This window comes from Sphingomonas sp. AC411 (assembly GCF_979253035.1).
The window spans coordinates 774,885-789,988 of the sequence record NZ_CEEDAQ010000001.1; the positions used below are offsets into that span (position 1 = coordinate 774,885).

12 protein-coding genes and 4 pseudogenes are annotated in these 15,104 nt (G+C 67.6%); 15 read left to right on the forward strand and 1 reads right to left on the reverse strand.

What is annotated here, in order from left to right:
* The first annotated feature begins 84 nt into the window (after positions 1-84).
* On the forward strand, positions 85-420 hold the full coding sequence (locus AC0IX7_RS04075) for a hypothetical protein (RefSeq protein WP_471810634.1): 336 nt from the start codon (positions 85-87) through the stop codon (positions 418-420).
* On the forward strand, positions 315-2,804 hold the full coding sequence (locus AC0IX7_RS04080; RefSeq protein ID WP_471810635.1) for a TonB-dependent receptor domain-containing protein: 2,490 nt from the start codon (positions 315-317) through the stop codon (positions 2,802-2,804). Before AC0IX7_RS04075 ends, AC0IX7_RS04080 begins: the two co-directional genes overlap by 106 nt.
* A 159-nt stretch (positions 2,805-2,963) precedes the next feature.
* On the opposite strand, the gene AC0IX7_RS04085 is transcribed toward AC0IX7_RS04080, so the two are convergent.
* A complete protein-coding gene (locus tag AC0IX7_RS04085; protein WP_471813726.1) occupies positions 2,964-3,608 on the reverse strand; it encodes a prolyl hydroxylase family protein in 645 nt (214 codons plus the stop codon).
* A gap of 145 nt (positions 3,609-3,753) precedes the next feature.
* Between AC0IX7_RS04085 and AC0IX7_RS04090 the strand changes: the two genes are divergently transcribed.
* The 13 genes and pseudogenes from AC0IX7_RS04090 to gspN all read left to right on the forward strand — a co-directional run bounded on the left by AC0IX7_RS04090 (position 3,754) and on the right by gspN (position 15,034).
* Positions 3,754-4,587, forward strand: coding sequence for a type II secretion system protein N (locus AC0IX7_RS04090; RefSeq protein WP_471810636.1), 834 nt, complete (start codon positions 3,754-3,756; stop codon positions 4,585-4,587).
* 10 nt (positions 4,588-4,597) lie between these two features.
* A pseudogene (gspD, locus tag AC0IX7_RS04095) lies at positions 4,598-6,806 on the forward strand (type II secretion system secretin GspD).
* Between the two features lie 102 nt (positions 6,807-6,908).
* Positions 6,909-8,471, forward strand: a complete 1,563-nt coding sequence (locus AC0IX7_RS04100; protein WP_471810637.1) for a GspE/PulE family protein — start codon at positions 6,909-6,911, stop codon at positions 8,469-8,471.
* A gap of 120 nt (positions 8,472-8,591) precedes the next feature.
* Positions 8,592-9,817, forward strand: a pseudogene (gene gspF, locus AC0IX7_RS04105) (type II secretion system inner membrane protein GspF).
* 8 nt (positions 9,818-9,825) lie between these two features.
* Complete coding sequence (gene gspG / locus AC0IX7_RS04110) at positions 9,826-10,266, forward strand: type II secretion system major pseudopilin GspG (protein ID WP_471810638.1); 441 nt, start codon at positions 9,826-9,828, stop codon at positions 10,264-10,266.
* A complete protein-coding gene (locus AC0IX7_RS04115) occupies positions 10,241-10,711 on the forward strand; it encodes a GspH/FimT family pseudopilin (protein ID WP_471810639.1) in 471 nt (156 codons plus the stop codon). The genes gspG and AC0IX7_RS04115 overlap by 26 nt, the downstream gene beginning before the upstream one ends.
* On the forward strand, positions 10,701-11,090 hold the full coding sequence (gene gspI / locus AC0IX7_RS04120; RefSeq protein ID WP_471810640.1) for a type II secretion system minor pseudopilin GspI: 390 nt from the start codon (positions 10,701-10,703) through the stop codon (positions 11,088-11,090). Before AC0IX7_RS04115 ends, gspI begins: the two co-directional genes overlap by 11 nt.
* Positions 11,091-11,173: 83 nt before the next feature.
* Positions 11,174-11,862: pseudogene (gene gspJ / locus AC0IX7_RS04125) on the forward strand (type II secretion system minor pseudopilin GspJ).
* Between the two features lie 2 nt (positions 11,863-11,864).
* Positions 11,865-12,803 carry a type II secretion system minor pseudopilin GspK gene (gspK, locus tag AC0IX7_RS04130; RefSeq protein WP_471813728.1) on the forward strand — a complete coding sequence of 313 codons (939 nt, stop codon included), beginning with the start codon at positions 11,865-11,867 and terminating at the stop codon, positions 12,801-12,803.
* A gap of 132 nt (positions 12,804-12,935) precedes the next feature.
* Positions 12,936-13,738, forward strand: a pseudogene (gene gspL, locus AC0IX7_RS04135) (type II secretion system protein GspL).
* Positions 13,739-13,755: 17 nt separating this feature from the next.
* Positions 13,756-13,884, forward strand: a complete 129-nt coding sequence (locus tag AC0IX7_RS04140; RefSeq protein WP_471810641.1) for a hypothetical protein — start codon at positions 13,756-13,758, stop codon at positions 13,882-13,884.
* Complete coding sequence (gene gspM, locus AC0IX7_RS04145; RefSeq protein ID WP_471810642.1) at positions 13,881-14,357, forward strand: type II secretion system protein GspM; 477 nt, start codon at positions 13,881-13,883, stop codon at positions 14,355-14,357. The genes AC0IX7_RS04140 and gspM overlap by 4 nt, the downstream gene beginning before the upstream one ends.
* Entirely contained in the window at positions 14,354-15,034 is a 681-nt protein-coding gene (gene gspN, locus AC0IX7_RS04150) for a type II secretion system protein N (RefSeq protein WP_471810643.1), read from the forward strand. The genes gspM and gspN overlap by 4 nt, the downstream gene beginning before the upstream one ends.
* Positions 15,035-15,104: the final 70 nt, after the last annotated feature.

A 15,104-nucleotide genomic window follows, 5' to 3' on the forward strand; every position in this document is an offset into this window, starting at 1 on the left:
CCGACGCAAGCCTGAGGCTGCGCGGGGGCGGGGGCCCGCCGCGCAGCCTTTACCTACCGAATTCCTCTTGTTGCCGGGGCAGCCATGAAGTCATCCGTTCTCGTCTCCGTCCTGCTCGCGACGACGACGCTCGTCCCGGCGCAGTCGTTCGCGCAAAGCGCTCCAGCCGGCAGCGTCGTCTCGCCACAGGCGGGCACGCCGGTCGAAGACCGTGGCAACCCGACGGCAGAGGCCGCCCAGACGCAGGAGCAGGTCGAGATCTCGACCCCGGCGGCAATTCTGGCGGTGAAGACATCGTCGTCATCGGACGCAACGTGCCCAACGCGGTGCGCGCCACCGCCGAAGTCGTCAACGTGCTGTCGTCCGCCGATATCGCGCGAACCGGCGAAGGCGATATCGCTGGCGCTCTCCAGCGCGTGACCGGTCTGTCGGTCGTCGGCAACGGCCTCGTCTATGTCCGCGGTCTCGGCGATCGCTATTCGTCGTCGCTGCTCAACGGCTCGCCGCTGCCATCGCCGGAGCCGCTTCGCCGCGTCGTCCCGCTCGACATCTTCCCGACCAACGTGATCGCATCGGCGGTCGTCCAGAAGAGCTATTCGGTCAATTACTCGGGTGAGTTCGGCGGCGGCGTCATCAACCTGACGACCAAGGCGGTTCCGGAAAAGACGTTCTTCCAGTTCGGCGGCTCGGTCGGCGCGGACACCGTCACGACCAGCGAACTCGGCTATGTCTATGATGGCGGCAAGCACGACTGGACCGGTTTTGACAGCGGCGAGCGCAAGGTGCCTGGCTTCGTCAAGACGGCGGGCGCGGACGGCACGTCGCTGACCGGCGCGCAGATCACCGCGCTGTCGAACGCCAAGACGACCTTGCTGCAACAGAACAACCAGATCCCCGCCAATCTGTCGGGCGAGACCAGCTTCGGCACCTCGGCCGATATCGGCAGCACCCGGGTCGGCGTGATCGCCGCGGCCGGGATCAGCAACACGTGGCGGACGCGCGACACGATCCAGCAGTCGACCGACGACGTCGGCGGCATCCTCACGCGCGATTTCCGCACGGTGCTGACCGACAACCGTTCGATCGTCAACGGCCTGCTCGGCTTCGGCGCGGAGTTCGGCGAGAACAAGATCCGCTGGACCAACCTCTACATCCACGACACGCTGAAGCAGGGTCGCCTCAGCACCGGCTCGACCTCGAACATCGGCGATGTCGCCGGCATCCAGCCGTTCATCGTCCAGAACACCAGCTGGTTCGAACGCCAGTTGATGGACACGCAGCTGGTCGGCGAGTTCAAGTTCGGCGATTTCGCGCTCGATACCCGCGGCAGCTACGCCAAGACCGAGCGCAACTCGCCCTACGAGCGCCAGTTCACCTATCAATATAACGAGAACGTCGGCGACTACACGAACAACCTCAGCGGCTTGCAGAGCGCGACGGTCGCGTTCAGCGAACTCGACGAGACATTGTGGTCGGGACAGGCCAACCTCACCTGGAACGTGCCGTTCGACCGCCCGTTCGCGCTGTCGGTCGGCTATGCCTATAGCGACACCGACCGTACCTCGAGCCGCTACACCTTCCGCTACCAGACCGCGGGCAACGTGGCGCTGAACGATGCGGTCGCGCAGCAGCGGCCAGACTTCCTGCTGTCGGACTTCAATCTCCAGACCTATGGCATCGGCCTCGCGAACACCTGCGTCGCGCCGACCTGCGCGCCGACCTATGATGCGTCGCTGCGGATCCACGGTGCCTATGCCCAGGTCGAGGGCGAGATCACCGACGGCCTGCGCGCCAATGTCGGCATCCGCTACGAGGACGCACTGGAAACGGTGCTGCCGGGTGGTGGTGTCGGCGTATCGTTCGCGCAGACCAACCTCGCGCGGTCCTATTGGCTGCCGGCCGTCACGGTGACGTGGAACTTCGCGTCCGACATGCAGCTTCGCGGACATATGTCGAAGACGCTTGCCCGGCCGCAGTTCCGCGAACTCGCACCCCAGCTGTACCAGGATTTCGAGAGCGATCGCCTGTTCTTCGGCAACCCGTTCCTGACCGACTCGCAGCTGTATAACGGCGAGCTTCGCTACGAATGGTATTTCGCGCGTGATCAGAAGTTCAATCTGGCGGGCTTCTACAAGCGCATCGACAACCCGATCGAGGCGGTCGCGTTCTTCCCGGCCGGCAGCGACACGCTCCAGACCGGCTTCGCCAACGCCCCGCGCGCGGACCTGTACGGCGGCGAGGTCGAGCTTCAGAAATACATCCCGCTAGACGGCGTAGGCGGCGATTTCTTCGCGACCCGCCGCCTCGTCGCCATCGCCAACTACACCTACACGCATTCGGCGCTGAAGATCGGCGACGAGCTGATCGCCAGCCCGATCCAGTCCAACGGCACGACCGCCAGCCTTCGTCCAGCGAACGTGCTGTTCCAGGACGGCGCGGCGCTGACCGGCCAGTCGGACCATCTCGTCAATCTGCAGCTCGGGATCGAGGACAAGGCCAGCCTGTCGCAGCTGACGTTGCTGTTCAACTACGCGAGCGACCGCGTGACGAACCGCGGCCCGGTCGGCGGCGGCGGTGGCGTCCGCCTGCCCGACCTGATCGAGAAGCCCGGCATCCGCTTCGACGTCGTCGCGCGCCAGGGCATCCCGGTGGCGGGCAAGCAGATCGAGGTGAAGTTCGAGGCGCGCAACCTGACCGGCACCGGGTACCGCGAGTACCAGACCTTCTCGAACGGCAACGAAGTCGACATCAACCGCTACAAACTGGGCCGCGTCTTCACGCTGGGAGCGAGCGTGCAGTTCTAGAGGCGTTCGGGTTCCACTCTTCGATCCTCCCTCGCCAGGGGAGGTGGCACCGAAGGTGACGGAGGGGAGGAAACGGAACAGAGGGTTACCCTTTCCGCCCCTCCGTCTGGCGAAGTGCCAGCCACCTCCCCTGGCGGGGGAGGATCGAAGCACCAAGCCTCACCGCCATTCCTTCTCCCGAAACCATTTCGTGATCACGTATTTGACCCCTGCACGCACCTTCATCCCGTGATGCAGCGTCGCCGCATTCAGGCTCCCGTCCGCACGCCGGTTGTTCCACGCGAGCAGCTTGCCCGTCTCCGGTTGGACGATCTTGTCGATCGCCTTGAACCGCGTCGCGCCGCCCGCCTCGGGCTGGTTGAGATAGACCATCACGGTCCACGTCCGGTTTCCCGCGACCCCGCAATAGCGCTGGTAATCGATGCCGCTCGGCTCGAAATAATCGGTGTGTCCCTTGAACTCCTGCCCGACCGCATAGCGCTGCCCCTGCAACGGCTCGCCATGCGCAGGGTCCAGTCCGGTCAGCGCCAGGATACGACGCTCGACCTCGATCACCGCCGGATCTTCCGCCGACAGGTCGCCCGTCTCGCTCGTCCGATAGCTCGCATCGCCGTTCGAATCGGAGATCGTCGACGGTCGCCGCACCGCATCGATCCGCTCGATCAGCGCCGCACACAGCTCTGGCGGCAGGAAATCCTTGCGCACGAACAGGTCGAGCTTCGCGCTCGGCACCCGCTGCACGCCGGGGGCGGAAAGCCGCGCGATGACCGGTTCGGGGGCAGGCCGGAGCCGCTGGAGGGAGATGCTCGGACATCCGCGTCTTCTGCCAACCCCGAACGCGATGCGCTACCCCATCGGAATGCGGGCAACCAACGCGCAAGCCATTGACGCGGAATTGTAACATGGCATGCCTACGCGACGAGATGCGGGAAAATGGGGTGGGTCGCGGATGCGATTGAAGCTGGACGCGCGGGCGCGCCGTATCTTGCGGCGTATGCCGGTCGTGAATGTCTATAGTGTCGTCGAACTCGCGCTGCTGGCCGGGCTGGCGGTGCAGTGCGCGCGGCTGGCCTGGACGATCGTGACGCCGATCACGCCGCTCGGCGACTGGCGTCCGGCTGCGGCGATGGTGGTCGGTTCGCCTGCCGACATCCTCCGTGGCTTCGACCCGTTCTTCCGTCTGGGCGGTGCCGGCGGCCAGCCCTCCACCGTGACGTCGCTGCAACTCACGCTGTTCGGCACGCGCATGGACGAGGCGATGGGGCGCAGCTCCGCGATCATCGCCGGCCCCGACGGCGTGCAGCAGAGCGTCGCGATCGGCGACGAGATCCAGCCCGGGGTGCGGCTCAAGGCGGTCGCGTTCGATCACGTCACGATCGACCGCGGCGGCGCCGACGAAGACCTGTTCCTCGACCAGTCCGGCGCCGTCACTCCGGTCGCGCCCGGTGCCGCTCCGGTCGGCGCGCCCACCGCGTCTTCCGGCATCCCCGCAGTCGGCATCCCGGTCGCGCAGCTCCGCAGCGAGATCGGCTTCATCCCGCGGATCGACGGCGGCCGCATCAGCGGGCTCACCGTCCGCGCGCAAGGTACCGGCAACGCCTTCCGCTCGGCCGGGCTCAAGGACGGCGACGTCGTCACCTCGATCGGCGGTCGTCCCGTCTCGGGCCCCGGCGATCTCGACCGGATCGCCAAGGATTTCGCGGGCGGCGGCAACGTCCCCATCACCGTAGAACGCGGCCAGGATACCCTGCCGCTCGCCATCACGATCGCGCCACCCAAATGAAAACGGCCACATGAAAAAACTGATCCTCGGTCCGGTCGTTGCGCTCGCGCTGGCGGCAAGCGTCCACGCACAGACCACGCTCAACGTCCGCGACGCCGATATCCGCGCGTTCATCGCCGATGCCGCCAAGGTCACCGGGCGGACCTTCATCATCGACAACCGCGTCGCGGGAAGGTGACCGTCGTCACCGATCGCCCGCTGTCGCGCTCCGAATATTACGAGGTCTTCCTCTCGACCCTGCGCGCCAACGGCCTCGTCGCGGTGCCGACCTCGAACGGGGCGTTCCGCGTCCAGCCGCTCGACAACGCCGCTTCGCAGCCCAGCCGGATCGGCGTCGCGGGGGCCGCGCGCAACAGCTACGTCACCGAGATCGTCCGCCTTCGTGCGATCGACGCGCAGTCCGCGGTGGAGACGGTTCGCCCGCTGGTCAGCGCGCAAGGCTCGGTCAGCGCGAACCGCGGCGGCAACAGCCTCGTCGTCGTCGATTTCGCCGACAACATCCGCCGCATCCGCGAAGTCCTCCGCCGGATCGACACCGACACCTCGTCGACCCGCGTCGTCGCGCTGAAAAACGCCAGCGCCAAGGAGATCGCCACCGCGCTCCAGGGCTTGATCGGCGCGGGCACCGGGGCGGGCAGGGCGGTGCAGCCGCGACCGGCCCTAGCGCCTCGGTCGTCGCCGTCGAAGGCTCGAACGCGGTCGCGCTTCGCGGCGATCCGACCACCGTCGCCCGCCTCGCGCAGGTCGCCGCCGACCTCGATCAGAAGGCGCGCAACGGCACCGAGATCAGGGTCGTCTTCCTCGAAAATGCCGATGCCGAGCAGTTGCTGCCGGTGCTCCAGGAACTCGTCGGCCAGACCCCGACCCAGCCCGTCCAGACTGCCTTGTCGCGCTCGAACTTCGGATCGAGCAGTACCAACGGCGCGTCCGGCGGCCAGTCGAACATGTCGCAGCCGCAGATCCCGCAGTCGGGGCCGTCACCGAGCGGCGGGGGTGGCGGCTCGGGCCAGCCCGCGATCACCGCGGCCGGCGGCAAGACCGCCGCGGTCGTGACGCGCTTCGCCGGCGCCAACGCGATCGTCATCGCCGCCCCCGCCGAGATCCAGCGTCAGCTCAACGACGTCGTCCGCCAGCTCGACACCCGCCGCGAACAGGTGCTGGTCGAGGCGATCGTCGCCGAAGTGTCGGATTCGACTGCCCGCACGCTCGGCGCGCAGTTCATCGTCGGCGACCCCAGCGGCGGCGCGTTCGGCGCGTCCACCTTCTCCAACTCCGCGCCCAACATCCTGCAGATCGCCGGCGCGATCGGCGCGACCCAGCTCAACACGTCGAGCACGACGACGGTCAACACCGACGGCAGCACGACGACGACCAACACCACCAGCGACGCCGCGAATACGCTGCAACAGTCGGCGATCAGCTCGATCCTCGCGGCAACCGGCGGTTTCGGCGGTTTCGGCGGCAAGATCGGCAGCACCTTCTTCGGCGCGATCATCAACGCGGTGAAGAGCGACACGACCTCGAACCTGCTCCAGGTCCCGCATCTCGTCACGCTCGACAACCAGGAGGCGCACAGCCTCGTCGGGCAGGAAATCCCGATCACCACGGGGCAGGCGCTCAGCACCAATTTCGACAATGCGTTCCGGACTACGCAGCGGCAGAATGTCGGTATCGAATTGACGGTGCGGCCTCAGGTGAACTCGTCGGGTACGGTTAAGTTGAACCTTCGCCTCGAGGTCAGCTCGATCGCCGGTCCGGTGTCGAGCGACAATAGCGACCTGATCCTCAACAAGCGCGAGGTCGAGACCGTCCGCACCGTGGACGACGGCCAGATCGCGGTCATCAGCGGCCTGCTCGACGACAATGAGCGCCGCACGATCGAGAAGATCCCGCTGCTCGGCGACATCCCGGTGCTCGGCCACCTGTTCACGTCGAAGGCGAAACAGCGGTCGAAGACCAATTTGATGATCTTCATCCGCCCGACGATCCTGCGCACCGCGGAGGACAGCCGCAAGCTGACCGAACAGCGCTACGGTTATGTCCGCCTGCAACAGGGCTTGCAGGAGCCGGGCGCCGAGCCGTCGATCGACCAGCTCGTCCGCGATTACATGGGTGCCGCGCCGCCGATCCCGTCCGGCCCGACCCCCGGCAGCATCGAAGACCCGCGCATCGCAGTCCCCGTGCGGACCTCGACGATGGTCGTCCGGCCCAAGAAATGATCATCCGCGAAGGCCATGAGATCGAAGGTCTTCCTTCCCCCTCCCGCTTGCGGGAGGGGTCGAGAGGGGCTGCCTTACTCACGGACGAAGCGATCGAGGGATATGCCGTGCCCTCCCCGACCCCTCCCGCAAGCGGGAGGGAGCAGTGAAGCGTTACCGTCGCTGGACATCCCCCAGATCACGATCCCCTACGCCTTCGCCCGAAAATTCGGCGTCGTCATCGACCACACCGACACCGATTCGCACCTCACCATCGCCATGCGCGCCGGCGCAGACCCGAAAGTCCTGCTCGAACTCCGCCGCTACCTCGCCCGCCCGTTCGACGTGACCTTCGTCGAACAGATCGCCTTCGACCGCCTCCTCTCCAACGTCTACGCGATGGACGGCCAGGCCAACGCGCTCGCCGCGGTCGGCATGGGCGACGAACTCGACCTGCTCGCCGGCGACATGCCGACCGCGGAGGATCTGCTCGACACCGCCGACGACGCCCCCGCGATCCGCCTGATCAACGGCATCATCGCCGACGCCGCGCGCAACGGCGTGTCCGACATCCACATCGAACCGTACGAGACCGGTCTAGTCGTCCGCATGCGGATCGACGGCGTGCTCCGCGAGACGCTGCGCATGCCGCCCAACGTCGCGCCGGTCGTGGTCAGCCGCATCAAGGTGATGGCGCGCCTCGACATCGCCGAACGCCGCGTGCCGCAGGACGGCCGCATGGGGCTGACACTCGGCGGCAAGCTGCTCGACGTCCGCGTCTCGACGCTGCCGAGCCGCGCGGGCGAGCGCGTGGTGCTGCGTATCCTCGACAAGGAGAATGCCGGCATCGATCTGGAGGCGCTCGGCCTGCCGCCCGCGCTGTTCGCGTTGCTGAACGAAGCGCTGAGCGAACCCAACGGCATCATCCTCGTCACCGGCCCGACCGGCTCGGGCAAGACCACCTCGCTCTACGCCGCGCTCCGCCTGCTCAACGACGGCAGCCGCAACCTCCTGACCGTCGAGGACCCGGTCGAGTACGCCGTCGACGGCGTCGGCCAGACGCAGGTCAACCCGAAGGTCGGCCTCACCTTCGCGGCGGGCCTGCGCGCGATCCTTCGCCAGGACCCCGACGTCGTGATGGTCGGCGAAATCCGCGACCGCGAGACCGCCGAGATCGCCGTGCAGGCGTCGCTCACCGGGCATCTCGTGCTGTCGACCGTCCACACCAACGACGCGATCGGTGCGATCACCCGCATGCGCGACATGAAGGTCGAGAGCTTCCTGCTCGCCTCGACGCTGCGCGCGGTGATCGCCCAGCGCCTCGTCCGCCGCCTGTGCCCGACCTGTCGCAAGGCGGTGCCCGCCTCCGATACGGTAGCCCCGTTGCTCGGTATCGCCCCGGAAGCGATCGTTCACGTCGCGCAAGGCTGCGAAGACTGCAACCAGACCGGCTACAAGGGCCGTATCGGCGTCTTCGAAGCGGTCCGCATCGACGACACCATCCGCCGCCTGATCAACACCGACGGCCACGAATCCGAAATCACCGCGCACGCCTTCGCCAAGTTCCCGAACCTGGCGCAGTCGGCGCGCGACCTAGTCCTGACCGGGCAAACCACCGCCGAAGAAGCCGTCAGAGTATCCCGCCGCGACACGACCGAAGTGCTGGAAGAGGTGGCCGATGCGTAACCCCTCTTCCCCCTCCCTGAAAGGGAGGGGCCGGAGTGGGTAGGCCGGCTCGGGCCACCGACCCCCGCATCATAACCCAACCCACCCCCAACCCCTCCCTTCCAGGGAGGGGCGCAAGTCGTGGCTGATTTCGACTATATCGCGATCGACACCAAAGGCGCCGAACGCCGCGGCCACGTCGCCGCGCCCGACATGGACGTCGCGCGCGCCACCCTCGACGCGCGTAAATTCTACGTCGTGAAGATCACCCCGGCGCCCCACCACAGGCCACCAAGGGCCGCCCGCTGTTCGGTCTCCAGCTCGGCACGCCGAAGATGTCGGGCAAGAACCTCACCCTCTTCACCCGCCAGCTCGCCACGCTCAACCGCGTTTCCCCGCTGGAGGAGTCCCTCCGCACCATCACCCGACAGACCGAGCAGGACAGCGTCCGCACCCATAGTCCAGCACGTCCACGCCGGCGTCGTCGAAGGCCGCCGCCTCGCCGACGCGATGGCGCGCGAACCCAAGAGCTTCCCGCCGCTCTACCGCGCGATGGTGTCGGCCGGCGAAAGCTCGGGCTCGCTCCCGACCATCCTCGACCGCTTGGCGGCCCTGCTCGAACGCCAGGCCGAGATCCGCGGCAAGCTCATCACCGCGCTGGCCTATCCCTCCATCCTCGCGCTCGTCGCGCTAGGGGTAGTGACCGCACTGATGATGTTCGTCGTCCCCCAGGTGGTCGAGCAATTCGACACCGTTGGCCAGCAATTACCGTTACTTACGCGCATGGTGATGGCCTTCTCGGCATTCCTGGTCGGCTATTGGTGGGTGATCGTTCTTGGCCTAACCCTGTCTAACCTTCTTTTGTGGCGCGCCCTCAAGGACCCCACCTTCCGCCTCGCCTTCGACAGCTGGCTGCTCCGCATTCCGATGCTTGGCCGCATGATCCGAGACCTCCACGCAGCCCGCATGGCGCGCACGCTTGGCACGATGGTCGCCAGCCGCCTGCCGCTGCTCGACGGCCTCAACCTCACCGCCAGCACAATCCATAATCGCCGCCTGCGCCTCGCCTCTGACCAGATCGTCGACGCGATTCGCGGCGGCGGCTCGCTGTCGGCCGCGATGCGCCGCGCAGGCGTGTTCCCCCGCTGCTGACCTATCTCGCAGCATCGGGCGAAGCCGCCGGTCGCCTCGACGAGATGCTGGAGCGCGCCGCCGACTATCTCGAACGCGAGTTCGACCGCTTCACCGCCACCGCATTGTCATTGCTCGAACCGCTGATCATCGTCGTGATGGGCGGCATCGTTGCGACGATCGTGCTATCCATCCTGCTCCCGATCCTCCAGCTCAACACGCTGGCCGGACAATGAGGTCGTACATGCGTCCAGAAGACAAAAGAAGCGCCGCGAGGCGAGGCTTTACCCTCGTCGAGTTGATGGTGGTGATCGTCATCATCGGCCTGCTCGCGACGATCGTCGCGCTCAACGTGCTGCCGTCCGGCGACACCGCGCGGATCCAGAAGGCCAAGGCCGACATCGCCCAGATCGAGGGCGGCCTTGAACTCTACAAGCTCCAGAACATGACCTTCCCCAACACCTCGCAGGGCTTGAACGCACTGGTCAGCGCGCCCGCGGGCCTGACCGATCCCTCGCGCTATCAGCGCGGCGGCTATCTCAAGAAGCTGCCGAACGATCCCTGGGGTCGCCCGTATCTCTATGCGTCACCCGGCACGCACGGCGAGGCCGATGTCTGGACCTTCGGGGCCGACGGCAAGGAAGGCGGCGAGGGGATCGATGCCGATATCGGTAGCTGGCAATAAGCGCGAAGCCGGTTTCACGCTGGTCGAGCTGATGGTCGTGGTCACGATCATCGGCCTTGCATCCGCCGTCGCCGTCCTCGTCATGCCGGACCCGCGCGGCCGCGTGCTCGACGAGGCGACGCGCTTCGCCCTGCGCGCCCGTGCTGCGCACGACTCTGCGATCGTCGAGGCGCGGCCGGTGAGCGTCTGGATCAGCCGCGGCGGCTACGGTTTCGACCGGCGTTTGGCCGGAGGTTGGACGCCGATCGCGGAGAAACCGATGCGCGTCGAACGCTGGAACGACGGCACCAGGGCCAGTATAGGCGACGCCAGCGGTCGCATGCGCGTAACCTTCGACCCGACCGGGCTCGTCGACCGTCCTGCCGAAATCCGCCTCGACCGCGGCGGCGTCGCGGCGACCGTGCATATCGACGCCGACGGCAGCGTGCGCGCCGATGCGGGCTGAGCGCGGTTTTACTCTGATCGAGATCATGGTCGCGCTGGCCGTCTTCAGCCTCGCGGCGATGGCGCTCGTGCGTCTGGAAAGCGCGACGATCCGCGGCGCCTCGATCCTCGACGAAACGCTGGTCGCGCAGATGGTCGCCCGCAACGTCGCGATCGAGGCGGTGACCGACGCGCAACCGCCGACCGCAGGCCGCGTCACGGGCGTCGAGACGAACGGCGGCCAGGCCTGGACCTGGACCCGGCAGGTCAGCGCGCTCGGCGGCTCGCGCGTGCTGCGGATCGACGTGGTGGTCGCCGACCGTACCGGCACCCAACTCGGCCGCCTGACGATGGTCCGCCCCGCGCCCAACGTCGCGACTCCACAGGCGGCGACATCATGAGCGGGCGTCGTCGCGACACTGCAATCGGTACGGACGAGGTGGCGAAGTCGGCAGGCGAGGCGGGCTTTACGCTGATCGAGGTCATGGTTTCGCTGATGATCTTCGGGATGATCGCCGCGGCGGGCGTTGCCATTCTGTCGTTCAGCGTCAGGGCGCAGAGCTCGACCGGAGCCAAGCTCGACGATATCAGCGCGCTGACCCGGACGATGTCGATCCTCTCCGCGGACCTCGCCCAGGCGGCGAATCGCGTCACACGCGACGAAGCCGGAACGCGGATACCGGCGTTCGTCGGCGAAAGCGGATCGGGCGTCACGCCGATGCTCCGCCTCGTCCGCGCCGGCTGGAGCAATATCGACGGTACCGCACGGTCCAACCTGCAAAGGTCGCCTACCGCGTCGATGCGGGCACGCTCCAGCGGATCGCCTATCCGATGATCGATGGTGCCCAGCCTCTGCCCCCGGCCGCGCTGCTGACGCGCGTGCGGCAGGTCGGCCTTCGCTACCGGATCGCCGGCGCCTGGAGCGATCGCTGGGACGGCGCAGGCGGCGCGCCCTTGCCCGACGCGATGGAATTGCGTGTCCAACGCGACGACGGGACGCAGTTTCGCCAGATGTTTCTGGTCGGCACCGGCTACACGCCGATGCCCGCCGACATCAGCGAGGCTAGTTCTCCGGCGACCCCGCCTCGCAACAGGGGGCGTCCGGTGCGCCAAACTGATCCGTTGCCGTCGCGGGGTATTGAGCGGGGGCAGAGCGGGGCGCCGCGTTGCTGACCGTGCTGATGCTGGTCGCGATCATCGCCGTGATGGCCGGCGCCGCGCTGGAGAAGCTGCGACTGTCGACGCGGTTGGCGGGGAATGCCGCGACCGGCGAACAGGCGCGTGCCTATGCGCTGGCCGCCGAGACGATGGCGCTCACCCGTATCTCAAACCTGCTCGGCCAGAGCTCGAAGCGGGTCACGCTCGCCGGTAATTGGAGCAACACCCCGTTCGGTCTGCCGGTCCCCGGCGGCTTCGCGACCGCGCGCGTACGGGATGGTGCGAATTGCTTCAACCTCAACAGCCTGGTGCGGATGACCGGACCCGGCGTCTACACGACGCAACGCGAGGCCCGCCCGCAGTTCGTCCGCCTGATGCGGCTCCTCGATGTGCCGGTACAGGTCGCCGAACAGGTCGCGGCAGGCACGGCGGACTGGATCGACACCGATCAGGATCAGCAGCAGATGGGGGCGGAGGACGGCGCCTATCTAGGTCGGGAGACGCCATATCGTACCGCCGGTACGCTGATGACCGACCCGAGCGAACTGCGGGCGGTGCTCGGCATGACCCCGGAAATCTACGCCAGGCTGCGGCCCTGGATCTGCACGCTGCCGATCGCGAAACCATCGCCGATCAACGTCAATACGCTGTTGCCCGAACAGGCGGTGCTGCTGGCGATGATGTATCCCGATACGCTGTCGATCGGCAACGCGCAGCAGGCGTTGCTGCGGCGGCCGGTCCAGGGCTATGCCGAGATCGGCCAGATGCAGACGAGCCTGTCGCTGCTCGGGGCTTCGACGATCGCGCCAGGCGCGGAAGCCACGGTCGTCTCGAAATGGTTCACGCTCGATATCGACGTGACGCTCGGCCGCACGCAAATGCAGGAACGTGCGTTGATCGATGCGAACAGGGTTCCCGCGCAGCTCGTATCGCGGCAATGGGGCGAGCCATCATGACGACGCTGTTGTTCCTTCCCGCCGGCGAGACCGGATATCGCTGGATGCGCGTCGTGGACGCGCGTGGTCGGGGAGGAAGGAATTCCCGAAGCGATCGACGACGAGACGATCGCGGTGGCGCCGGCCGAGGCGGTGACGCTGCATTGGGCGGAATTGCCCTCCCGCTCGACGGCGCAGGCGACCGCCGCCGCACGGATACTGGCGGCCGAGGCGAGCGCATCGCCGCTCGTGGAACTCCATGTCGCGGTCGGGGACGAGGGCGCGAGCGACCGTCCGATCGGCGTCGTCGGTGCGGCCACGATGCGCGAGTGGCTGCGGATGCTCGCCGAAGCGGGCGTCGATCCGGTCGCCGTGATTCCCGCGCCGATGCTCCTGCCGCGGCCCGAAGAGGGTACGCGCGCGCCGAGCTTGCCGGCAGCGGCGTGGTGCGCGGTACGTCGAGCGGGTTCGCGGACGAGGCGCGTCTGACCGAGCTCGTGACCGGGGGCAGCGCGCCGGCGACGATCGACCGCGACACGCTGGAAGCGGCGATCGTTGCCGCCGCCGCATCGCTCCCGCTCGACCTCCGCCAAGGCCCGTTCGCGCGGCGGCGCCGGTTCGCGATCGACTGGCGGCTGATCCGGCGACTGGCATTGTTGTCGCTGACGATCCTGGCGGTGACTCTTGCCATCTCGCTCGTTCGCATCGCCAAATACAGTTTTGGCGCGGATGCGTTGGAGGCGGAAGCCAATACGGTGGCCGTCACCGGCCTGCCGCGTGGCGAGACGGTTGTCGATGCCGCCCGCCAACTCGACGAGCGGCTGTCGCGCGTGCGTGGGCCTGGGCTCGGGTTCACCAATACGACGGCGGCGGCGTTTGCGGCGGTACGCGCTACGCCGGGAGCGAAGTCACCGGGCTCGATTTTCAGGCGAACGGCGACCTGCGACTGTCTGTAGCAGTCGAGCGCGAGGCGTTGGCCACCGATCTCAAGCGCGCGCTGGAGTCGGCGGGCTTCACCGTCCGCGCGGGTGTGTTCCAGGCGGCGGCCGGGCGGGTGACGGGTGAACTTACGATCAGTCCAGCATCGGGGAGCGGACGATGACCGGCCTGAAGACTTGGTTCGAAGGGCGTTCGCTCAGGGAGCGGCGCCTGCTGCTCGTGATGGCCACGCTCGCGGTGCTCACGTTGCTGTGGGCGGTGATCATCCGCCCGGTCGGCGATGGTCTGTCGAGCGCCCGCGAACGCCACGCCAGCGCGGTGACGCGGCTCGGCGAGACTCGCGCGCAGGTTGCCACGTTGCGCGATATCCAGCGGACGCGCGCGACGCCGCTGACGGGGGCACTTGCCGACGTGGTGCGTGCCGAGGCCGATCAGGCCGGTTTCGCGCTCGCGTCGCTCGATCAGGATGGTGCAGACCGCGTCCGTGTCGGTATCCAGTCGGCGCGTCCTGCTGCACTGACCGCGTGGCTCGCGCGGCTCGAACGGCTCGGCATCCTCGTCGACTCGGTTACGATGACCGACAAGGGGGACAAGACCGTCGGCGTCGCGCTCACGTTGAAGGCGCGGGCGGCATGAGGCGGATTCGACTGCGGACCGGACCCGCGGCGTTGTTCGGCGGCATGCTGCTGATCGCGCTGATCGTCTTCCTGCCGATGCGCGCGGTACTCGGCTGGGTCGGTGTCGGTGACGAAGGGCTCGTCGCACGCCGCGTCTCGGGCACGATCTGGGGCGCGACCCTGACCGACACTCGGTTCGGCGATCTTGCGCTCGGCAACCTGCACGCACGGCTGTCGCCCCTGCCGCTGCTGGTCGGCCGCGCGACGATCGTCTTCGCCGGTCCCGAATCGGTATCTGCCAAACCTCTCACAGGCTCGGCAAGCGTCAGTCGCCACGGCTTCGGCGTCGACCACATGACCGCCACCGTCGCGACCGGTCGGTTGTTCGCACCGGTGCCCGTCTCCGCGCTCGATCTCGACGACGTGTCGGTCCGCTTCCGCGACGGGCAGTGCGAAGCCGCCGAGGGCCGCGTCCGCGCGACGCTGGCGGGCGAGGTCGGCGGGATCGCCCTGCCGCAGTCGGTGAGCGGCACCGCGCGCTGCGACGGCACTGCTTGCTCCTGCCGCTCGCGAGCCAGTCCGGCACCGAAAGCATCGCGCTCAGGATCAAAGGGGCAGGGACCTACCGTGCCGAACTTTCGCTGCGCCCGTCCGATCCGCTGGCCGTCCAGAAGCTCGAACAGGCCGGCTTCGTAAACGGCCCGAACGGTTACCGTCTCGCCATCGAGGGACGATTTTGAGGCGTTTATGCAAGTCGGCGGTTGAC